Annotated in this window: 17 protein-coding genes; 14 read left to right on the top strand and 3 right to left on the bottom strand. The window is 36.4% G+C overall.

The features are described 5' to 3' along the window. The first annotated feature begins 48 nt into the window (after positions 1 to 48). From ABXT69_RS07415 to ABXT69_RS07375, 9 genes are all read left to right on the top strand, one after another. A complete protein-coding gene (locus ABXT69_RS07415) occupies positions 49 to 2,499 on the top strand; it encodes an acyl-CoA dehydrogenase (protein WP_416677713.1) in 2,451 nt (816 codons plus the stop codon). Positions 2,500 to 2,520: 21 nt separating this feature from the next. After that, complete coding sequence (locus ABXT69_RS07410) at positions 2,521 to 4,959, top strand: 3-hydroxyacyl-CoA dehydrogenase/enoyl-CoA hydratase family protein (RefSeq protein WP_416677712.1); 2,439 nt, start codon at positions 2,521 to 2,523, stop codon at positions 4,957 to 4,959. 12 nt (positions 4,960 to 4,971) lie between these two features. Next, complete coding sequence (locus ABXT69_RS07405) at positions 4,972 to 6,165, top strand: acetyl-CoA C-acyltransferase (protein ID WP_416677711.1); 1,194 nt, start codon at positions 4,972 to 4,974, stop codon at positions 6,163 to 6,165. Continuing rightward, positions 6,166 to 7,152 (top strand): NAD(P)H-dependent flavin oxidoreductase, encoded by a 987-nt coding sequence (locus ABXT69_RS07400; protein WP_416677710.1) that lies wholly within the window; start codon positions 6,166 to 6,168, stop codon positions 7,150 to 7,152. A gap of 7 nt (positions 7,153 to 7,159) precedes the next feature. Next, complete coding sequence (locus ABXT69_RS07395; RefSeq protein ID WP_416677709.1) at positions 7,160 to 7,729, top strand: DUF2889 domain-containing protein; 570 nt, start codon at positions 7,160 to 7,162, stop codon at positions 7,727 to 7,729. Between the two features lie 22 nt (positions 7,730 to 7,751). Continuing rightward, positions 7,752 to 9,401, top strand: a complete 1,650-nt coding sequence (locus ABXT69_RS07390; RefSeq protein WP_416677708.1) for an AMP-binding protein — start codon at positions 7,752 to 7,754, stop codon at positions 9,399 to 9,401. Continuing rightward, positions 9,401 to 11,353, top strand: a complete 1,953-nt coding sequence (locus ABXT69_RS07385) for an acetoacetate--CoA ligase (protein ID WP_416677707.1) — start codon at positions 9,401 to 9,403, stop codon at positions 11,351 to 11,353. Before ABXT69_RS07390 ends, ABXT69_RS07385 begins: the two co-directional genes overlap by 1 nt. 65 nt (positions 11,354 to 11,418) lie before the next feature. Then, complete coding sequence (locus ABXT69_RS07380; protein ID WP_416677705.1) at positions 11,419 to 12,000, top strand: thymidine kinase; 582 nt, start codon at positions 11,419 to 11,421, stop codon at positions 11,998 to 12,000. A gap of 42 nt (positions 12,001 to 12,042) precedes the next feature. Then, positions 12,043 to 12,828, top strand: coding sequence for a sulfite exporter TauE/SafE family protein (locus tag ABXT69_RS07375; RefSeq protein ID WP_416677704.1), 786 nt, complete (start codon positions 12,043 to 12,045; stop codon positions 12,826 to 12,828). A 31-nt stretch (positions 12,829 to 12,859) separates the two neighbouring features. Here ABXT69_RS07375 and msrB read toward each other — a convergent pair whose 3' ends face one another. Then, positions 12,860 to 13,231, bottom strand: a complete 372-nt coding sequence (msrB, locus tag ABXT69_RS07370; RefSeq protein ID WP_416679582.1) for a peptide-methionine (R)-S-oxide reductase MsrB — start codon at positions 13,229 to 13,231, stop codon at positions 12,860 to 12,862. A 54-nt stretch (positions 13,232 to 13,285) separates the two neighbouring features. On the opposite strand from msrB, the gene ABXT69_RS07365 reads away from it, so the two are divergent. Continuing rightward, entirely contained in the window at positions 13,286 to 14,365 is a 1,080-nt protein-coding gene (locus ABXT69_RS07365) for a polynucleotide adenylyltransferase (protein WP_416677702.1), read from the top strand. On the opposite strand, the gene ABXT69_RS07360 is transcribed toward ABXT69_RS07365, so the two are convergent. After that, entirely contained in the window at positions 14,327 to 16,831 is a 2,505-nt protein-coding gene (locus tag ABXT69_RS07360) for a PD-(D/E)XK nuclease family protein (RefSeq protein WP_416677700.1), read from the bottom strand. The genes ABXT69_RS07365 and ABXT69_RS07360 overlap by 39 nt on opposite strands. Beyond that, complete coding sequence (gene yihA, locus ABXT69_RS07355) at positions 16,821 to 17,426, bottom strand: ribosome biogenesis GTP-binding protein YihA/YsxC (protein WP_416677698.1); 606 nt, start codon at positions 17,424 to 17,426, stop codon at positions 16,821 to 16,823. The genes ABXT69_RS07360 and yihA overlap by 11 nt, the downstream gene beginning before the upstream one ends. A 94-nt stretch (positions 17,427 to 17,520) precedes the next feature. Between yihA and ABXT69_RS07350 the strand changes: the two genes are divergently transcribed. From ABXT69_RS07350 to ABXT69_RS07335, 4 genes are read left to right on the top strand one after another with little or no spacing between them, the layout of a single operon-like run. Beyond that, positions 17,521 to 18,048 carry a thioesterase family protein gene (locus ABXT69_RS07350; RefSeq protein WP_416677696.1) on the top strand — a complete coding sequence of 176 codons (528 nt, stop codon included), beginning with the start codon at positions 17,521 to 17,523 and terminating at the stop codon, positions 18,046 to 18,048. A gap of 29 nt (positions 18,049 to 18,077) precedes the next feature. Continuing rightward, positions 18,078 to 19,235: an acyl-CoA dehydrogenase family protein gene (locus ABXT69_RS07345; RefSeq protein ID WP_416677695.1), complete on the top strand. Its 1,158-nt coding sequence runs from the start codon at positions 18,078 to 18,080 to the stop codon at positions 19,233 to 19,235. A gap of 6 nt (positions 19,236 to 19,241) precedes the next feature. Beyond that, on the top strand, positions 19,242 to 21,299 hold the full coding sequence (locus tag ABXT69_RS07340) for an acetate--CoA ligase family protein (protein WP_416677693.1): 2,058 nt from the start codon (positions 19,242 to 19,244) through the stop codon (positions 21,297 to 21,299). 23 nt (positions 21,300 to 21,322) lie between these two features. Then, positions 21,323 to 22,108, top strand: coding sequence for an enoyl-CoA hydratase-related protein (locus ABXT69_RS07335; RefSeq protein ID WP_416677691.1), 786 nt, complete (start codon positions 21,323 to 21,325; stop codon positions 22,106 to 22,108). Positions 22,109 to 22,136 lie beyond the last annotated feature (28 nt).

Here is a 22,136-nt window from a genome sequence, read left to right as displayed (position 1 = left end):
ATTTTAATAATTTATTTACGACAACGCTTTAAATAAGGATTAATTGCTATGCTCGAAACTATATTTCAATATTCACTTCTTTCTTTCTTTCTTTCTATTGTATTAATACTAGTAGCTTTAGTGAGGTTTCAAATTAAGCCATGGCAATTGTGGCTAATTGCAGTGGGTTTGACATATCCAGGCGCTGTAATTGCCGAGCATTTTGGCGCTCAACTTTTACTTCTTTTTCTTTTAGCTTTAGGTGTACTAATAGTTCCAAGTGTTAGATTATTGCTATTTACTAAACCGCTTTATAAGTCAATGCGTAAATCCCTTCCTCCAATTGGGTTAACGGAAAGTATTGCACTTGAAGCAGGAAGTGTTTGGTGGGATGCTGAGTTATTTCAAGGTAATCCTGATTGGAAGAAGCTTTCAGAGCTTGAGGCAACTGATTTGACCGATGAGGAGCAAAGTTTTGTTGATAATGAGGTTGAAACCCTTTGTGGTATGGTCGATTCTTACGAAATTGTTTCCAGTGAAGATTTGCCTAAAGAGGTATGGCAGTATATATTTGATAAGGGATTCTTGGGCTTGATTATTCCAAAAGAATTTAATGGACTCGGTTTTTCTCATTTCGCGCATGCCATAATTGTAGGAAGGCTTTCATCGGCTTCACAATTTTTGGGAATTTCGGTTATGGTTCCAAATTCTTTAGGACCTGGTGAGCTGTTATTAAAGTATGGGACCGAAGAGCAAAAACAACATTACTTGCCACGTTTAGCCAAAGGAAAAGAAGTACCATGCTTTGGACTAACGTCTACAGTTGCTGGTTCTGATGCAGGCTCTCTGGTCGATAATGGGATAGTATGTTATGGTGAGCACGAAGGTAATAAAGTATTGGGTCTAAGGTTAAATTGGGAAAAGCGCTATATAACCCTTGCACCTATTGCTACAGTTATAGGTTTGGCTTTTAAGGCATATGACCCTGATAATTTACTACCAGCTGATCACCCTCTTTATAAGAAAAATGATTTAGGAATTACGTGCGCACTTATTCCACGAAAAACTGAGGGCTTAAGTATAGGAACACGCCATCGTCCAATTGGTGAGCCATTTCAAAATGGCCCTATTTATGGTAAAGATGTTTTTATACCAATGGACTGGGTAATTGGTGGTGAAAAAATGATTGGCCATGGGTGGAGAATGCTTATGGAGTGCCTAAGTGTTGGTAGAGGAATATCATTGCCTGTAACTGGGGCATCTGCCACTCAGGCTATGCTTTTAACTACGAGTACCTATGCACAAACTCGTGAGCAGTTTGGAATTCCAATTTCGAAAATGGAGGGAATCCAAGAGAAATTATCGAATCTTGCGACAAATGCATTTCGAGCAACTGCAAACATTAACCTTTCTACTTGGGCGCTTGATGCTGGACATCGACCATCGATTATTTCAGCAATAGTGAAATATAGAAACACTCAGTTATTGCAAAATTCTTCAATAGATGCAATGGATGTTCATGGTGGAAGAGGAGTAATGCAAGGCAAAAGAAATTATGTTTCAAATGTCTATTCTGGTGCTCCAGTTGCGATTACTGTTGAAGGCGCAAATATTCTAACTAGAAGCTTAATGATTTTTGGACAGGGACTTGTTAGGTGTCACAAAACATTATTAGATGAATTAACAGCGCTTCATGATGACGGGAAGAATGCAATTAAGAATTTTGATAAAGCTCTAGTAACTCATGTTGGAAGTTTTATTAATAACATTGCTAGAGCAATTGTCTATGCTTGGACTAGAGGCAGATTGGCAAAACCTTATGGTAATAAAACGACAAAGCCTTACTACAGAAGCTTATCAGTTTTATCTGCAAAGTTTGCCGTCTTAACCGATATTGCCTCTTTATTGTTAGGTGGCTCTTTAAAAAGAAAAGAGATGGTTTCTGGCCGATTTGCCGATGCAATTTCTGCAATGTATGAAATAAGTTCATGCATAAAGCTTTATGAGGAGAAATTTCAAAATGACGATAATATTGAAAGTATTCTTAAATTATCAGTTCTTACTTTAGTTAAAGAGGCTGATTTTGCGATGCGAGAAAATATAGAAAGTATGCCAGTGAATAGAGTCGTTAAGACAATAATAAGATTTTTCCTTTTTCCTTTTTCAGTCACTAGCGATAAAATTAATGACAAATTAATCATTGCTACTTCAAATTCTATTACTGATATTGACTGGTTGATTGACAACTTATCTACATGTATTTGCTCCAACTTAAGAGAAAAACCTGGCCACCCTTTCTATATTTTATTTCAGGGGTATGAGGCTGGGATTAAATTAAAAGTGCTCAGAGACAAAGCCAAAAAAGCAGGATACAAGTATCAGCCAAGTATTACCTTAGAGTTTTGGCTGCAAGGGCTTGTTGATAATAAAACTTTAACCACTAAAGATAAAGAAAATTGGCTTAGATGGAATGACACTCTTCTTGAAGCACTAAAAGTGGATGATTTTGAAAATTTATAGAATTAAATATATAGGAAAACTATGAAACAATATTTTGATAAATCCTTTAGCAAGATTGCCGTTCTTGGCTCGGGAACCATGGGTGGGCAAATAGCTGCTCACTTCGCAAACTTAGGGTTTGATGTAGTTATGTTTGATACAAGTAAAGAGGCGCTATTGAAATCGCTCGCTATGATGAAAAAATTGAAACCTACGCCATTTGCAAGCCCCTCAATAGCGAGCTTAATTAAGACCTCAACTTATGAAAATCTAGATACCCTGTCAAAATGTGATTTCATAATAGAGTCAATTGTCGAAAATATTGATATCAAAAAACAACTTTTCTTGAAAATAGCTCCTTATGTAAATGATCATGCAGTGCTCGTAACAAATACTTCTGGGTTATCAATTCAAAAAATTGCTGAGCACTCACCTGAAAGTTTGAGAAGTAGAATTTTTGGAGTTCACTTTTTTAATCCACCTAGATATTTACCACTTGTTGAATTAATACGAACTTCATTTAGTGATGAAAAGTTACTTCATATAGCTGAAGGATTTATTACCTCGGCATTGGGAAAGGAAGTTGTTTATGCGAAAGATAGTCCTGCTTTTATTGCTAACAGAATAGGCGTTTTTTCTTTTTTGGCTGTATTAAAGCATGCTGAAAATTTCTCTTTATCTGCTGATACAGTTGATGCACTAACTGGCAAGAGGGTTGGAAGGCCGGCTAGTGCTACATTCAGAACTCTAGATGTTGTTGGTCTTGATGTGATGTCAAATGTTGTAAAAAATATTTATGAAAATGCCAAGGATGATCCATGGGTTGAATTATTTAAATTGCCTGATTGGATTGATCATTTAATTGAAAAAGGGTCATTAGGAAGTAAGACTAAAAAAGGTATATATGAGAAAGTAGGAAAGAATATAAATGTTTATGATCCAGCTACTGGAGAATATAGACTCTCAGATAAAACTATTAGTTCAACGGTCAAGAAAATACTCAAAGATAATGGGAATATTGAGAACTCATTATTAGAGCTTTCCAAATCTGACGATCCACAAGCACAATTTTTATGGTCAGTACATCGTGATGTTTTTCACTACGCCTCTTTCCATTTAGAGCATGTGGCTGAAACAGTAAGGTGTGTTGATCTTGCATTAAAGTCAGGCTTTGCTTGGCAGAAAGGCATCTTCGAGCAAGTCCAGCTTACTGGCTGGATTAAGGTTAGAGAGGCCTTGAATATTGATATTAGTGGTGGTAAAACTCTTTCTCAAGAGCCCCTTCCAAATTGGGCTATGGATAAAGATTTTGTTTATTCTGATGATGGAGCTTTTGATCCAAATAAGAATCAATATATTCCAAGATCATCTCATCCAGTTTATGAAAGGCATATACATAAATCTCTTTTGCAGGGTGAAAAGCAATATAACCAAAATATTTTGCTCGAGGGCGAGGCAACTAAGTTACTCGATATTGGTGATGGTATTGCTAGCGTTTCTTTTAAAACAAAAATGAATGTTTTAAGTTCAAACGTTTTAATTGAGCTACCAAAGTGCCTTGATTATCTTGAAGAAAATGGTTTTCATGCTTTAATTTTTAAGCAGGAGCAAGAGCATTTTTGTGCTGGAGCCAATCTATATGAAATAATTTCTGCTATTAAACTAGGCCTACTAGAAAAAGATCCAGGAGTTGCCTCTAAAGCTAAAAAGAAGGCGTTTGAAGTTATGAATCCAGGGCTTCCTAAGCTTGGTAAGCTTTATTCCATTAAAAAAACAGTAGCTATGCTGCAAGAATTATTGATGCGCTTAAAGCATGGCAAAATAGTAACAGTAGCTGCAGTTGATGGACTTGCACTTGGTGGAGGCTGTGAGCTTTTATTACATTGCAACAAAGTAGTAGCCTCAATGAATTCTTATATTGGCCTTGTAGAAGTTGGTATTGGCGCCTTACCAGCGGGCTGTGGAAGTAAGGAAATGGCTTTAAGGGCATTTCTTAATAAAGAAACAGATGATATATTTCCTTTGCTTTCTAAGCATTTTGAGCAAATTGCCATGGCAAAAGTTTCAGCAAGTGCTTTAGAGGCAAAAGAAATGGGCTATTTAAAAAATGATGATGTAATTATTGCTAATCCAAACGAGTTACTTTATGTTGCAAAGCAACAAGCAATGGCATTACTAGAATCTGGATTTAAATCTCCTTTAGATTCAACATTTAAAGTAGTTGGAAAAGCTGGGTATGCGAACATTATGGCGCAAATTGCCAACCTTTATGAAGGGCACTTTATGTCAGATCATGATAAGTATTGTATAACCTCTTTGGCGAAAGTAATGACTGGCTCTGAAGTTGAAGAAAATACAACAGTGAATTCGCAAATGCTATTAGATCTTGAGAGGAAGTATTTTATCGAACTTTTAGGCACTCAGAAAACGCAAGAAAGAATTGAGTTTATGCTAAGAAATAGCAAGCCACTTCGAAATTAACTGGAGAACATTATGAGAAAAGCTTATATTATTGATGCAAAAAGGACTCCAGTTGGAAAAGTAAGGGGTTTATTGTCTAAAACTAGAGCAGATGACTTATTAATTCATGCAATACAAAGTGTATTAAAAGCATCGGATGCTAGTGAAGAAATTAATAAAAATATTGATGACATTATTGTTGGCTGTGCAATGCCAGAGGGCCCACAAGGGCTAAACATTGCTCGCATTGCAACATTACTTGCTGGCCTGCCAGATTCAACGCCTGCGTACACTTTAAATAGGTTCTGCTCATCAGGACTTCAGTCGGTATCCAATGCCGCTGACTTAATAAAATCGGGCTCAGCTGATTTAGTGATAGCAGCTGGCGTGGAGAGTATGAGCAGCGTTCCTATGACTGGCTTCAAACCTTCTATGAATCCTAAAATTTTATCAGATGAAAATATTTCTATAGCCTATGGAATGGGATTAACAGCAGAAAAAGTAGTACAAAAATATAAAATATCAAGAGAAGCTCAAGATGAATTTGCATTTGAAAGTCACCAAAAAGCTATTCTTGCAAATAGTAATGGTTCATTTTCAAATGAAATATCACCGATAACAACTGTTGAAAATGGATACTCAACTACTTCCAATGAATACACGACTCGTTCTAATGTTGTATCTATGGATGAAGGTCCAAGAGAAGATACAAGTCTTGAAGTTTTGGCTAAATTAAGAACTGTATTTGCTCAGGATGGTTCAGTTACTGCAGGAAATAGCTCACAAATGTCTGATGCTGCTGCTGCAGTTCTTGTTGCTAGCGAAGAGGCTGTTGAAAAATACAATCTAACACCAAAAGCTGAGTTCATGGGCTTTTCAGTTGCAGGTGTTCCTGCAGAAATTATGGGAATTGGGCCAGTCAAAGCAATTCCTAAAGTTTTAAAATCAACAGGATTAAGTCAGGATGATATTGGCTGGATTGAGCTCAATGAGGCTTTTGCTGCGCAATCATTAGCTGTAATTCAAGAGTTGGGCCTTGATCCTAAAAAAGTCAACCCACTTGGTGGCGCAATTGCCCTAGGTCATCCCTTAGGGGCTACAGGTGCTATAAGGATTGCTACTCTAGTATCAGCTATGCAAAGAGAAAATATTGATTATGGTATGGTCACAATGTGTATTGGAACTGGTATGGGCGCTGCAGGCATACTTAAAAATATAAGAAATTAGATGAAAACACAAAATTTTATCAGTAAGCTAAGACTACCAATCATTCAGTCACCAATGTTCATTGTATCCAATGCAAGACTTGTTATTGCATCATCAAAGGCAGGAATTGTTGGGTCATTTCCGTCAGCTAATTGTCGAACATTAGAAGCACTGGATCAAACTTTTTCTGAAATAACTCAAGCTTTAGGTTCAGGCAAAGAAGCACTTCCTTGGGCGGTTAATCTTATTGTTAGTAAAATGTATGCTCGGAGCAATGATGACCTAGATTTAATTCTTAAGCATCAGCCACCAATTGTAATTACTTCACTGGGTAACCCCAAAGAGGTTGTTGAAAAAGTCCACAAATATGGTGGGTTAGTTTTTTCAGATGTCATTAATTTATACCACTCAAAAAAAGCAATCGATGCTGGAGTTGACGGATTAATATTGGTTTGTAATGGTGCAGGCGGGCATACTGGTGAATTGTCACCATTTGCTTTTGTGTCTGAGGTGAGAGAGATCTTTGATGGCATGATCATTGTCGGTGGAAGTATCAGCTCAGGCGATTCAATCTTGGCAATCCAGGCTATGGGTGCTGATATGGCTTATATGGGAACTCGCTTTATTGCTACTAAAGAAAGTGATGCCACTGAGGAGTATAAAGAGATGATACTTAATGCCTCAGCAAGTGATATTATTAAGTCTAATAAAATTACTGGTGTTAATGGCAACTGGCTTGAGCAATCACTAAAAAATGCTGGAATTTCTCCTAATGAAGGAGGAATTAAGCAAACATTGGGTGATTTAAAGAAAATGATAATGCCCCTAATAAAGCAAAAACTTAAAGTAGATTTTGATATCAGTAAGGTTACTGCTAAAAGGTGGCGTGATATTTTTTCAGCAGGGCAGGGAGTTGGTTCTATCTCCAACGTTCCAAGTGTTGAAGATTTAGTGTTAGAATTAGAAAAGCAATACGCTAAATCGAAAAGTCGAATTTTAAAAGGATAATAAATAAATGCTATCTAGGCCAGCAAAGCGAGATTTAAAACATAATAGAGTCATCGAAGGAAAGGGCTATAAAAGAGATGATGGGCTTTGGGACGTTGAGGTTTTCCTAGTTGATAGTAAAACCTATTCATTTGAAAATATGCATAGAGGCTATATAAGTGCTGGAGAGCCACTTCATGACATGGCTGTTAGATTAACTCTAGATGATGACAGGAAAATTATCGATATAGAGGCAGTAATAAATGCATCCCCATACAATATTTGCCCGCAAGCTGTACAAAATTGCCAAAATTTAAAAGGTGAATATTTAATTTCAGGCTTTAATAGGAAAGTTATTAAGGCAATGGGCGGTGAAAAAGGATGCAGGCATATTACTGATTTATTGGCTTATGCAGGAACAATTGCTTATCAAACACTTTGGAAAGAGAAAACTGGCGGCGAAGCCAATACTATTTCTTTAGAGGAAGCCAAATCGATAGAAAAGAAATTTACAAACTCTTGTTTTGCATTTAAGAAAGATGGAGAGGTTTATAATCAGTACAAAGAAATATTAATAAACAAGATAGAGAAAAGTTAATTACTAGAATAAGGAGAAAAGCATGGAAAAAGTCATACCAAATAAACTTGAAGAAACAGAGTTTTTTAAAGAGCACGGTAACTTAGTAGAGTTTTTTGATAACTGCTGTCAAGAGCATAATGGAAAAATGGCTTTTGAAAGCTTTGGTGTTGAAATTTCATATGAAGATCTTTCAGAAAAAGTAAATGCTTTTGCCTCATGGCTGACTAATAATTTTCAGGCAGGAGATAGGATAGCTGTGATGATGCCAAATATGCTTGCCTATCCAATCATTGTATATGGAGCTCTGAAGGCTGGAATCGTTGTTGTTAATGTTAATCCTCTCTATACTCAAAGAGAATTAGAGCATGTCCTTAAAGATAGTCAAGCTAAAGTAATAGTAGCCTGGGAGGGCGTCGCTAATGTAGTAGAGAAGTCTAATCTTTCGAATGTAGAAAGGGTAATGATTACAACCGTTGGTGACCTTCTTGGATTTAAAGGGAAAATTATTAACTTTTTAACTAGAAAAGTTAAAAAATTAGTGCCTAAATTTAATATTGATGGCGCTATTATGTTTAATAAAGTATTAAGTGACAACTTAGGGTCAAATCCAGTTAAAGTTGATATCTCTATTGATAATACTGCATTTCTTCAATACACCGGAGGCACAACAGGAGTTTCAAAGGGCGCAGTATTGTCTCATCGAAATATCCTTGCAAATATTATTCAGGCGTTTTTTACTATTGATCCAAAGATGTATGATGAATCAAGAAATGAACAGAGAATTGCAATCTGTCCGTTACCTCTTTATCATATTTTTGCTCTAACAGTGCACAACTTTATGCTGTTTCATATTGGCGGTAAAAGTGTATTAATTACTAACCCAAGAGACCTTAAGACTTTTATTTCATTAATGAAAAAACATAAGTTTCATATGATTTCTGGTGTCAATACTCTTTATGAGGCCCTATTAAATTATGATGGCTTTAAGCAGTTAGATTTTAGTAACTTGATTATGTCATTAAGCGGCGGAATGGCTGCTTTAGATACCACTGCAAAAAGGTGGCATGAAACTACTAAATCTGTCATTTGGCAAGCATACGGACTAACAGAGACTTCTCCTTTGGTGAGCGTTAATGATTATAAACAAACTGAATTTACTGGCTCTGTAGGACTTCCTGCTGCTTTCACTGAAATTGAAATTCGAGATGAGGATAATAATGTTTTAACTGAAACTAACGAGGTTGGAGAGCTCTGCGTGCGTGGACCACAGGTTATGAGTGGATATTGGAATTCTGAAGTTTCAGGTCTTGACGAAAATAATTGGTTCATGACAGGTGACATTGCTCGAATAGATGAAACAGGTAATATTTTTATCGTTGATCGTAAAAAAGATATGATTATTGTTTCTGGTTTTAATGTATTTCCAAATGAGGTAGAGGCTGTCGTAAATGAGCATCCTGCAGTTCTTGAGTGTGGCTGCGTTGGAGTTGAGGGTGAGAGCTCTCAAGAGCTTGTGAAAGTATTTATAGTTCTTCATGAAGGGCAAACGTTATCAGAAGAGGAAATCATTAGTTTTTGTCGTGAAAGATTAACTGCTTATAAAGTACCTAAGCATATTGAATTTATTAAGGAAATTCCTAAAACAAATGTTGGTAAAGTTCTTAGAAGAGAGTTAAAGACTGGGTCTTAATGAATGAGATACTGTGGAAGCCAACTCTAAGTGAAATAGAGGATTCCCAATCCTGGGAGTTTATTCAAGAAGCTAATGTTAAGTTTAATATAAGTCTAGAAAATTTTCATGACTTATATAAATGGTCATGCAAATGCCCCGAGTCTTTTTGGGAGTTATTTTGGGCATATTCTAAAATCATTGCGGAGAAAGGCTCTAAAGAGGTTTTAAAAAATGGCAATGATTTTTTAGGATCAGAATGGTTTTCAGATTCTAAATTAAATTTTGCAAAAAATCTATTATCTAAAAGGGATCAATCACTTGCCATTGTTTTTTGGGGTGAGGATAAATATAAAAGCTCTTTATCACACTCTGAATTATACAATCAGGTTTCAAGGCTCTCTCATTGGCTTAAGAAAAGTGGCGTTGTAAAAGGTGACCGCGTAGCTGGCTTGCTTCCTAATATGTCCGAAGCGGTGGTCTCAATGTTGGCAACATCTAGTATTGGTGCAATCTGGACATCCTGCTCTCCTGATTTTGGTGTTCAAGGAGTCCTAGATCGATTTGGTCAAGTTAAGCCTAAAGTATTTATTTGTGTGGACGCATATCTTTATAACGGAAAGGTTTTTAATTGCCTTGAAAAGAATGCAGAAATAATTTCAAAGCTGCCATCTATTGAAAACACTTTGTTGGTTCGTTATATTGATGATCAAGCTTCTTTAAATGAAAATAATTCCATTTTTGTATTTGATGAAATTGCTGATCAGGTAGTAACTCCTGAATTAATTTTTGAATCTGTTGCTTTTAATGACCCACTTTATATTTTATTTTCATCTGGAACTACTGGTGTTCCAAAGTGCATTGTTCATGGAGTTGGTGGGACTCTAATTCAACATAAAAAAGAGCATACTCTCCATTGTGACATTAAAGAAGGTGAAAGGGTCTTTTATTTTTCTACGTGTGGCTGGATGATGTGGAACTGGCTCGTTAGCTCTTTAGCTTCTGGGGCAACAATAATGCTCTATGATGGCTCTCCAATATTAAAACATAATGCTGGTGTTTTGTTTGACTATGCAGAGCAAGAAAGAATTAATGTTATGGGTATATCTGCAAAATTTTTGGATACTTGCAGGAAAATAAATGTCAATCCAAGTGCATCTCACAATTTAGAAGCTCTAAGAATGTTGCTTTCTACAGGATCAGTATTAAGTCCTGATTGTTTTGATTATGTCTACCAATACGTAAAAGAAGAAATATGTTTGTCTTCTATTTCTGGTGGGACTGATATTGTTTCATGTTTTGTATTGGGCTCTACAATACTTCCAGTATATCGAGGTGAGCTACAAACTCGAGGCCTTGGACTTTCTGTTGAGGTTTGGAATGAGCTAGGCGAATCTGTTACTGGAGAAAAGGGCGAGCTGGTTTGCACTAGTACTTTTCCTTCAAAGCCAATAATGTTTTGGAGCGATAAGAATATGGATAAATACAAAAGTTCATATTTTGAACGCTACTCCAATGTTTGGCACCATGGGGATTATGTAAAACTCATGGAATCTGGTGGAATGATTTTTTATGGGAGATCAGATGCGACCCTGAACCGAGATGGAGTGAGAATCGGAACAGCTGAAATATATCGACAAGTTGAAATACTAAATGAAGTGTTAGAGTCTGTCGTTGTTGAGCAAGCACTTGATGATGACTCACGAATCATCTTGTTTGTAAAGTTAAGTGAAGGTCAGCAGTTGAATGATGAGCTTAAGAATAAAATAGCTCATCAGATTAGAAGCAATACCACGCCAAGGCATGTTCCAGATGTGATCATTCAGGTATCTGATATTCCTAGAACAAAGAGTGGCAAAATTGTTGAATTAGCGGTTCAAAAAGCAATTAATAATCTTCCTATTGACAACAAGACTGCGCTAGAAAATCCAGAAGTTCTTCAGGAGTTTTATCAACATAAAGAGCTTCAATGATGCTACATTTTGAAGTGTTATCAAAGGTTATAATATTATATTATTTCTAATTTAAGGTTTGTATTTTGGCTAAGCTTTACTTTTATTATTCTGCAATGAACGCCGGAAAGTCAACCTCACTTCTTCAGTCTGCATATAACTATAAAGAGAGGGGTATGCGGCCTTATATTATGTCGGCAGCAATTGACAATCGATATAGTGTTGGTAAAGTAACGTCAAGAATTGGCCTTGAGGCAGAGGCCTATCTTTTTCATAAGGAAGATGATTTGTTTAAGATACTTTCTGAGGAAAATAAAAAGCAAGGCATCAACTGCGTGCTTATTGATGAAAGTCAATTTCTAAGTCGAGACCAAGTTAAGCAGCTAGCTATTGCTGTAGATGATCTTGATATACCTGTTCTTTGTTATGGTATTAGGACTGACTTTAGGGGTGAACTCTTCCCAGGTAGTCAGCATCTTTTGGCTTGGGCAGACAATCTAATAGAACTAAAAACTATTTGCCATTGTGGAAGTAAAGCAACGATGGTGGTTCGCACAGACGAAAAAGGTAATATTATTAATGATGGCGATCAAGTAGTTATTGGCGGTAATGATCGTTACCAGTCAATGTGTCGAAAGCATTTTGCAGAGCATATCTGGTCAAATTGAGTTGACATATGAAGGTAAATAGCACTTTAATAGCCTCTTGTTATGAGTGAACTTGTTGCCCTTCTGCTGCTTTTAGGCGCATTTTCTGGATTTTTAGCTGGTCTATTGGGGGTTGGTGGGGGGCTAATAATTGTTCCAGCTTTGCTTTATCTTTTGGCGCCATCTGTGGACCAGTCAATTTTAATGCATACTTCAATTGGTACTGCTTTGGCTGCTATTGTTTTTACTTCTATTTCTAGTCTCTATGCGCATCAAAGGCACGGAGCAATACTTTGGGCTAATTTTAAAAAATTAGCCCCTACGATTCTACTTGGGTCTTTTACTGGCGCTTTATTAGTAAAATATATGAGCTTTGATTTTCTAAGGCTATTTTTTGCATTCTTTGAGATTAGTGTTGCTTTGATTCTATGGTTTGGGGTTACTACATCAAGCCATGCTGATAATTTATCTAGATGGGCTTGGTCAATAACTGGGTATTTTATTGGTCTAATTTCTGCTATGGTTGGAATTGGTGGTGGAACTATGACAACACCATTTTTGGTTTATAACAATGTAAATATTAAAAATGCTATTGCAACCTCTGCATCTGTTGGGATGCCAATTGCAATTGCTGGCAGTATTGGTTTTATGATTACAGGCTCAAGTCAAGCCCTACCAACTGGCGGGATTGGATTTGTCAATTTTGAAGCGCTTGTCGCTATTGTCGCTACGAGTATTTTTTTTGCGCCATTAGGAGCAAAGGTAACCCATGCTGTTGAGAGTAAAAAACTTAAAAAAGGGTTTTCGATTTTTCTAGGTTTTTTGGCGGTTATGGTTCTATTCTATTAAATGGTTACTAGCTAGACTTATTACCAAACCATCACTGATCATCAGTAAAATTTAAAGCAACAGAGTTAATGCAGTATCGCTTTCCGGTGGGCTGAGGGCCGTCAGGGAAAACATGGCCCAAGTGGGCGTCACAAGACGCACATCTAACTTCTACTCTAACGTGGCCCATAGAGTTATCTTCTAGTTGGCGAACACAGCTACTGTTTGCAAGTTCATAAAAACTTGGCCATCCACTGCCCGAGTCAAATTTAGTACTCGATTCAAATAACAATGCGTCACAGCATATACAATGATAGTGACCTGTTTCATTATGATTATAATACTCACCAGAGAATGGAGGCTCAGTGCCGCATTCTTGAGTAATGTGATACGCTTCGGGTGATATATTCTTCTTATTATCCATTCGTGTATTATAAGATAAATTTACAGTCATCTTTAAAATCTGCAGTTAATAATTATGGAAATATATTTAGTAGGCGGCGCTATTCGAGATCAGATTTTAGGGATAGCATCCGAAACAACAGAAAAGGATTATGTTGTTGTTGGCTCATCTCCTGAGGAGCTTTTATCACTTGGCTATCGTCAGGTCGGAAAAGAGTTTCCAGTATTCCTCCATCCAGAGACTCATGATGAATACGCACTCGCAAGAATTGAGCGTAAAGTCGGCACAGGCTATACTGGCTTTGAATTTGACACTTCTAGGACTGTAACACTTGAGCAAGACCTTTCAAGGAGGGATCTAACAGTTAACGCAATTGCTCAAAAAATAGATGGCAATGGAAGTTACGTTGATCCATATGGTGGAATAGAAGATATCAAAAAGAAAACACTTCGGCATGTATCTGATGCTTTTTCAGAAGATCCTGTGCGCATATTACGCACTGCCCGATTTGCATCTCGCTTCTCTAATCTTGGTTTTACTATTGACGATAAGACGCTACAGCTAATAAAAAAAATGGTTGTCTCTGGTGAAGTCGACGCTCTAACATCAGAGCGCGTTTTTAAAGAAATTGCTCTTTCAATGCAGACAGAGTCTCCGTCTGTATTTTTTGAAGTTTTGATTGAATCTGGTGCATATAAAAGGTTATTTCCAATGCTAGAGCTTAGTAATAATAGTGATTTTAAGCTACTTAATCAATCAATCAAGCAACCTGAAGTCTCCTTTGCTCTTTGGCTTTATAAGCAAAACTCTCAAAATATTGAAGCGCTTTGTGAGCATCTTAAATGTCCAAAAGATATCCAACAAATATCTGAACTCGTTGCAGAATGGAACCATTTTGCAACGAATTTCTTGTCATTTAATCCTCAAGAGGTCTTAAATTTTTACTTAAAGAATGATGGTTTAAGGCGCCATAAAAGGTTTCAAATAATTCTGACAGCTTTTGATTACTTGGATATAAATACAAAGCCAATAATTAAATTACTGGAGCTTCTTAAATCAATTCAGATTTCGAAACTTGCTAATATCAATATTGCACAAGAGATAGCTCAAGAAAGACTATCGATTATTACTAGATTTATCGATTCTACAGAGTAGGTCATAATTACAGTAGTCGCAAGCATTTTTTGCAGGCAAGACGCTAGCAACACCTGATTGAAAATTTTGGCTAGCTGAGATTAAGCTTGATTTCCATTCAGTCAATTGACTGTCCCAATCTGGCATTTTATTACTCGCCTGTTTACTTATTGGAAGTTCAAATTTATTCTTTGTTATTGCCTTAAATTCACAATTGTTAGAGTTAATAGTTGCAAATGAGATTCCATCAACTGAATTCGTTATTGCGTAAATAGGAAGCTGAGCCTCCTTTAAAGGATCTCCAGTGAGATGGCTTGCTTTAATATTTTTTCCAGTTTTATAATCAATGATGAGTTTTGTGCCAGAAGTCATTTGATCCATGCGATCAATACGTGTTGAAAACTTCAAGCCCTCAATATTAACTTCAGATGCTGATTCAGTCTCTAGCACTTCAAAGTAATCTCGCTGCTTCTCAAGATCAAGATATTCATTAATAATTGCTAAAAGCCTATTTTTTTCATTGACCTTAAAATTTGAATTGGGTATTTTCAAAATTGCAGACTCAGTATGTTTCTCTATTAATAAAGTAAGCTCATTATCAGAAAGTTGCAATAATTTTGTGCTGGTTTTAATCTCATTGAAGAAAGTTTCTAAGATCTTATGGATTAAATTGCCCTGTTCAAGTCGGCTTATACCAATATGTGGCTCTTCAAAGTTATCAATACTAAGACGGTTTGTAAATCCTTTAAACCCGCAACTCATCTGATCTTGAAGCGTTTTAACGCCTTTTTTTATGAAAGGTTCAATAATTTTAGATGCTTTAAAATCTTCAATATATTCTAAATCTCTAGGTAAATCTTCAGATAAAGCTTCGAAAGGAAATTCATCAAAGTCTAAATATGGAGTAGGAAGCTCTTCACGATTACTTGAGTTCTTTGGGTAACTATATGTAGTATTAAAACTTAAATTATTTAAGTTTTCTAATGTTTTTTTGCTTTCTTTAGTAACTAATTCAAAGCTTGAATTTGGAAGTTTATGCTCAATTGAAGTCTTTGATGGAATGAATAATGGCATTTTTATTCGCCCTGGAAGGAAGTTGCTTGTCATGCTGGATACCCATGCATGATCGAAGAATAAGCCCTCAGCCTCAAGAGAGCCCATTATATGAATATTTGATAAACCACTCTTTGGTTGAAAAATAACAGCACTTATATGGGCACTTAAGATATCTAAAGCGTTCACTAAGTTTGTTTTTTTATAATAAATTGATAGTTTATTTAGAATTAAACTTTCAGTTTGATACTTTTCAAATATCTGATATTCACTACTTGATAAGACTCTATCTGAAGTAAAGCCCCAACAAGAAAGTAATAAGTTGACAGAATCAAGGGAATCTTCAAGAGATATAGTTTTTGAGGTTTTAATTGTATTTATTTCTATAAAAATCTCTTTAAGTAATGGGCATGTATCTAAAAGAGAAATGATTTTATTAACACTGCTCTCTGTGGCGCTAATTTTTAAAACTTTAGAGACCAATAACGCGCGACTATCTCGCTCACTCTTAGCGCCTTTAATATAGGGCGAGGTAACAACCTTGATCAATAATTCGTGGTTAATATGACCCTTGATAAATTGAGTTGAAATTTGTAAAATAGAGAAAAGATGTTGAATGAGTGGGTAGTGTCCAAGCGTTATTCCAAGAGAAATATTGTATGGTTTTTGATGAGTTTCGATTAGGGTCGAAGTAAATTCAAGATCAAAAATAGTTTTAACAATATGCTGTAATTCATTTAAATTTGGGATAACAATTCCAATTTTTTTATCTGGATTTTTTAGACTAATCTCTTTTGCCCATTTTGCTATTGTCTTTAATTCAGTATCTTGGTTATTGAAAGAGAAGGCAGGAATATTGTTATTTTGACCTTGATGCAACATAGGCCTACATTTTAATATTTCAAAAAGTTTTTTTTGCTCAGGCGTTGGCTCATTGAAGCCGTAAGAATAATATTTCCCTTCTTTATTTTGAGTTTTTAGAGATTTTAGTGAAGCACGAAAAAGATCTGTATGATCGATACACTTATTAGCCGTTTTAAACTTATCATATTTACTTATCCAGCCTATAAAGAGCTTAGGAGGAATTGCACCATAGCTTGATAACTCAGTTATATCAATAAAATAAGTTTTGCAAATTGTGTAGCACTTAATTAGCTCATCAATAAATGCTTCAAGATTGCTTGTAACATCTTCTTTACTAATTTCTTTTAATAAAAATCTTACTTCAAATTGAGTAAGCAGGCGCAAACTTCTTGATGGATTATTTTGATTCCAGTTGCCTTCAAGCCATGATTTATAGGAAGATACTTTTGGCATTTTTGATGTGACATTAAGTTTAGATATTGATTTCTTGATTGCTATGACTTGGCGATTGTTCGCGACAATAATTGTATCGTTAGCTTTAATTAAAGAGAGGTCTAGGTTAACCCTCATTACTCACTTCAAATATTTTATTAAGATAACTACAAAGTTCAGGTACCCCTTCTTTTTTCAGAGATGAGAAAAGCTGAACACTTATTGATGGGTAATTTTTGGTTGCTTTCATTACAGCAAGTTTAGCTGAGCTTGCAGCTCCCTTTTTAAGCTTGTCAGATTTTGTTAGTAAAATATTTGTAGGGACTTTATTAGTGATAGACCACTCAAGCATCATTTGATCAAAGGGCTTTAATGGATGGCGACAGTCCATTACAAGTATTGCAGCTCGCATGCACTTTCTATTGTCAAAATATTCGCTCATATTTCTATGCCAATTTTGTTTTACAGCATCTGGAACCTTGGCATATCCATAACCAGGTAAATCAACAAGCCTTCGATCTTTATCAAGCTCAAAGAATACTAAATGCTGAGTTCTACCAGGAGTTCTGCTAACTTTTGCTAATTTTTTTTGTTCTGTGAGTGTATTAATTGCACTAGATTTACCTGCATTAGAGCGACCTGCAAAAATAACTTCATATCCAGCATCTTCTGGACAACCTTTAATGGATGGACAGGATAAAAGAAACTTTGCTTTGCGATAGAAATTATGCATAATTCAAGTAGTTCGGTGCAGACATTGTCATTATATAATCTTTATTAATTGACATCTCATTACATTCTAATTCTATTAGGTATTCTGACATCATATGGATAATGAAATATATCTTAAAAGAAAGTACCAATACTTTTCTCTAGAGGACAAACTTAATACTCCTCTAGAGTTATATCAAGCGGAAGTTCATCCAGATTGGATTGACTACAATGGCCATATGAGCGAGTCATTCTATTTGTATGCTTTTGGTGATGCTTCAGATGCTTTATTTCAATACATTGGGGTTGATAATGACTATCGCTTAGCAGGCAAGTCTTTCTATACTGTTGAAACGCATATAAACTTTTATTTGGAAGTTTCAAAGGGAGAGCCTCTTAAGTTTACTACTCAATTACTTGGTTTAGATGCAAAAAAACTTCATATTTTTCATCAAATGTTCCATGCTAAAAGTGGTGACTTATTAGCTACAACTGAGCAAATGCTTGTTCACGTAGATATGAATAAAGGGAAGGCATCTCAGATTGAGCCAGCTGTTGAAGATATACTTTTAAAGATTTGGGGTTATCATCAAAAATTGCCTATACCAAGGCAAAAAGGCCGCATTATGTCGATTAAAAAATAAAGTAAGTTAATTAAATTGTAGGAGTAGAGATGGATTTTGGCTTTTCTAATGAGCAAGAAATGATTATCGATTCAGTTAAAAGTTTCGTGGAGCAAGAGCTTTATCCTCACGAAGATGAGGTTGAACAAAGTAATAAAATTAACAAATCCCTAGCTGAAAATATCAAAAAAAAGGCAATCGATCAAGGCCTTTATGCTAGTAATATGCCAGAAATACATGGGGGTGGTGGTCTTGATACTTTAACTTTATGCCTTTTAGAAAAGGAGTTAGGTAAGGCAAATTTTGGCCTTCAGTATATTGTAGCAAGACCCAGTAATATATTGCTGGCCTGCCAAGGAGCGCAAATTGAAGATTATTTAATTCCAACGATTCGAGGAGATAAGGTTGAATGTCTTGCAATGACAGAGCCTAACGCAGGGTCAGATGTTCGATCCATGCAGTGCAAGGCAGAGAGAGATGGAGAGTTTTTTGTAATTAATGGCTCAAAGCATTTTATTAGTCATGCGGATGTGGCCGACTACGTTATCTTATTTGCAGCTTCTGGAACTGAGAAGACTTCCAGAGGGGAGAGGAAAAAAATAACTAGCTTTTTGGTAGATATTGGTTCCCCAGGCTTTTCTGTAGAGCCTGGATACAAAAGTGTTTCTCATAGGGGTTACCATAACTTTATTCTTAATTTTGATAATTGCCATGTCCATGAATCTCAAGTATTAGGTGAGGTAGACCATGGATTCGATGTTGCAAATGAGTGGCTTGGCGCTACGCGATTATCAGTTGCAGCAATGTGTCTTGGCAGAGCTGAAAGAGCACTGCAAATTGCAACAGAATGGGCTGCAACGCGTGAACAATTTGGTCAAAAGATTGGTAAATTTCAAGGAGTTTCTTTTAAGCTTGCTGATATGTCAATGGAGCTTCATGCTGCAGAACTATTAACTTTAAAAGCTGCATGGAAGGATACGCAAGGAGAAATGACTAATAGTGATGCTGCAATGGCAAAACTGAAAGCTACAGAGACTCTTGCAATGATTTCTGATGAAGCCATACAAATACTTGGAGGTATGGGTCTGATGGAAGAGCTCCCGTTAGAAAGAATATGGCGAGACCATCGAGTTGAGCGAATTTGGGATGGTACGAGTGAAATTCAAAGACACATCATCTCAAGGTCACTACTAAGACCGTTTGAGTAGTCCTTTATGAGTAGAACTAATTTGAGTCGGCTAATATCACCAAAATCAATAGCTGTGATTGGAAATCGTGGTGCAAATTTTGCGATTAGAGAAAGTAAAAAATTAGGCTATAACCAGAAAATTTGGGCAATCCATCCAACTCTAGATTTTCTTGAAGGAATTAAGTGTTACAAAGATATTAAAGATCTTCCTGAGGTTCCAGATGCTACGTTTATAGCAGTTAATGCAGAGTCTGCTATAGATATCGTTGCTGATTTAAAGTCGATTGGAGGTGGTGGAGCAGTTTTGTACGCTTCTGGTTTTGGAGAGCTTGGAGAAAAAGGAATAAAACGAAATCAGAGGCTGGTAGAGGCTGCTGATGGCATGCCATTAATTGGACCGAACTGTTATGGCTTTATCAATAGTCTTGATGGAGTTGCTTTGTGGCCTGATGTTCATGGTTGTGAGCCAGTTTCGAGTGGTGTTGCAATTATTACACAGAGTGGCAATATAGGTCTAAACATTACAATGCAATCAATCGGGCTATCAATTGCCTACATGTTTACTCTTGGCAATCAAACAAATACTAATATTGCAGATATTATTCATGCGATGCTCGATGACAATAGAGTCAGTGCAATAGGCCTTCATATCGAAGGAATTTCTGATATCAAATCGTTTGATGTTGCTGCTCGAAGAGCCCTTGATAAAAAAATTCCAATTGTTGCAATAAAGTCCGGACGCACTGATGTTTCTGCAAAGATTGCACTGAGTCACACCAGCTCAATGACAGGCTTGGACCAACTTTTTAATGTATTTTTTGAGCGACTAGGGATTGCTAGAGTGGATACTGTTCCAGAGTTCCTAGAAACTTTAAAATTGCTAAGTATTTTAGGAACCATTAACCATAACGGTGTTGCGTCTATGAGCTGCTCTGGTGGAGAGGCAGGAATGATGGCCGATTTGATTGATGGACTGGATATCAACTTTCCTAGCCTTGACGATTGTCATAAAGATAGAGTTAAACTAGCGCTTAATGATTTTGTCGAGGTTGATAATCCACTTGATTACCATACCTTTATTTGGGGTGACCGAAAAAGAACTTCAGAATGCTTTAAGCAGATGATTAGTGGCAATTTTGCTGCAACAATGTTGTTGTTGGACTGGCCAAGAACGCAAGAATCAGAACAAAAAGATTGGGACTTAACTTTATTGGCTCTCTCTGATGCGATTTCTGGGACACGTGAGAAGGCTATAGTATTAGCTTCAATTGCAGATTGTATGCCTAAAAGAATTATTAAGGAATGCCAAAAATATGGTATCGCGCCTATGATAGGGCTGGATATTTGCTTAAAGGCTCTTAATCACTCTTATAGAATTGGACTCGCTTTTCAGAAGAGCTCACTGCAATCGATAGAGATATTACGCTCATTATCTCACTCTTCTAAAATTTCAACTCTAACAGAGTTTGAAGGCAAGAAATTGTTGAAAAAATATGGAATTCCTGTGCCAGATGGAAAAATTATTACTAGCACCTCTGAGGCTTTAATGGCCGCTGATAAAATACATTACCCTATAACACTTAAGGTTTCAGACGTTGAGTTGGCACATAAAACAGAGCTAGGTGCTGTTATGTTGAATATAAATGATCCTTTAGCACTAGAGAAGGCTTGCCAGGATTTATTTAAGATTGGTTCATCCCTTCTTGTTGAAAAAATGGTGCAAGATTCAGTTGCTGAATTGATTGTTGGTGTTGGCCTTGATCCAATTTTTGGAAAATATATTATTATTGGAAGTGGTGGAATTTTGGTGGAGCTTTTCAAAGAAAGTATTCCACTTCTATTTCCAGTTAATAGAGAGGATGTTTCTCTAGCCTTATCAAAATTAAAAGTTTTTCCTTTAATTAACGGTTATAGAGGTAATCCAGAAGGAGACGTTGAGATGATTATTGATTGCGTAATGGCTACTGTCAAACTAGTCAGTGAAAATGATATTGATGAATTGGATATTAATCCATTATTAGTATTGAAGAGAGGCAGCGGAGTTATTGCTGTCGACACTCTTATTAAGTTAAACTTAGGCTAATCAGACTTTTAATTGGGAAATTTATGAACAACAGTGTTAATTGTAAAATCTATGATGACGTAATGTTGATTACCTTGGACCGACCAAAAGCTAATGCAATTGATGCTAAAACAAGTCATGCGCTGGGTGATGCATTTATTAGTTTTAGAGATAATAATAATTTACGGGTGGCTGTGATAACGGGGGCTGGCGATCGTTTTTTTTGCGGTGGCTGGGATTTAAAAGCCGCATCTGAAGGCGAGGCAATTGATGCAGACTTTGGGCTGGGTGGTTTTGCAGGACTAACGGAGTTGTGGGATCTTGATAAACCTGTCATTGCCGCAGTCAATGGACTAGCAGTTGGAGGAGGCTTTGAGTTAGCTTTAGCTGCTGACCTTATAATTGCAGCAGATACTGCAGAGTTTTTTGTTCCAGAGGCAACATTAGGCATTATCCCTGATAGTGGGGGCGTCTTAAGATTGCCACGAAGATTGCCATCTGCAGTGGCGATGGATATGCTTATGTCAGGTCGACGAATGGCCGTAGATGAAGCAAAACACTTTGGCCTAGTTAATCGAAGCTGTACTTTAAGTGAATTAGAAGATTTAGCAATAAAGTGGGCACATCAAATTGCTAAGTCTGCACCACTTTCTCTGGCAGCAATAAAATCTGTAGTAAGGCAAACAGACCAAATGGATTTAGAAAGTGCTTATAAAGTTATGCGATCTGGTGAGATTCAGGCTTATCAGAAAATGTTGAACTCTGAAGATGCAAAAGAAGGTCCTAAAGCTTTTTCTGAAAAGAGATCTCCAAGCTGGAAAGGAAAATAATCATTATAAATACAACAGATTTTGAACA

Origin of the sequence: Candidatus Pseudothioglobus sp. Uisw_016 (genome assembly GCF_048087635.1) — a bacterium.
GTDB lineage: Bacteria > Pseudomonadota > Gammaproteobacteria > PS1 > Pseudothioglobaceae > Pseudothioglobus.
Note: the sequence above shows the minus strand (reverse complement) of the source record. Positions and strands in the feature narration are given on the sequence as shown.

Coding starts and splice junctions, on each gene's coding strand:
- ABXT69_RS07360 (WP_416677700.1), bottom strand. CDS start 16,831: ATGAGGGTTAACCTAGACCTCTCTTTAATTAAAGCTAACGATACAATT.
- ABXT69_RS07400 (WP_416677710.1), top strand. CDS start 6,166: ATGAAAACACAAAATTTTATCAGTAAGCTAAGACTACCAATCATTCAG.
- ABXT69_RS07385 (WP_416677707.1), top strand. CDS start 9,401: ATGAATGAGATACTGTGGAAGCCAACTCTAAGTGAAATAGAGGATTCC.
- ABXT69_RS07375 (WP_416677704.1), top strand. CDS start 12,043: ATGAGTGAACTTGTTGCCCTTCTGCTGCTTTTAGGCGCATTTTCTGGA.
- ABXT69_RS07340 (WP_416677693.1), top strand. CDS start 19,242: ATGAGTAGAACTAATTTGAGTCGGCTAATATCACCAAAATCAATAGCT.
- ABXT69_RS07395 (WP_416677709.1), top strand. CDS start 7,160: ATGCTATCTAGGCCAGCAAAGCGAGATTTAAAACATAATAGAGTCATC.
- yihA (WP_416677698.1), bottom strand. CDS start 17,426: ATGCATAATTTCTATCGCAAAGCAAAGTTTCTTTTATCCTGTCCATCC.
- ABXT69_RS07410 (WP_416677712.1), top strand. CDS start 2,521: ATGAAACAATATTTTGATAAATCCTTTAGCAAGATTGCCGTTCTTGGC.
- ABXT69_RS07405 (WP_416677711.1), top strand. CDS start 4,972: ATGAGAAAAGCTTATATTATTGATGCAAAAAGGACTCCAGTTGGAAAA.
- ABXT69_RS07390 (WP_416677708.1), top strand. CDS start 7,752: ATGGAAAAAGTCATACCAAATAAACTTGAAGAAACAGAGTTTTTTAAA.
- ABXT69_RS07345 (WP_416677695.1), top strand. CDS start 18,078: ATGGATTTTGGCTTTTCTAATGAGCAAGAAATGATTATCGATTCAGTT.
- ABXT69_RS07365 (WP_416677702.1), top strand. CDS start 13,286: ATGGAAATATATTTAGTAGGCGGCGCTATTCGAGATCAGATTTTAGGG.
- ABXT69_RS07350 (WP_416677696.1), top strand. CDS start 17,521: ATGGATAATGAAATATATCTTAAAAGAAAGTACCAATACTTTTCTCTA.
- ABXT69_RS07335 (WP_416677691.1), top strand. CDS start 21,323: ATGAACAACAGTGTTAATTGTAAAATCTATGATGACGTAATGTTGATT.
- msrB (WP_416679582.1), bottom strand. CDS start 13,231: ATGGATAATAAGAAGAATATATCACCCGAAGCGTATCACATTACTCAA.
- ABXT69_RS07415 (WP_416677713.1), top strand. CDS start 49: ATGCTCGAAACTATATTTCAATATTCACTTCTTTCTTTCTTTCTTTCT.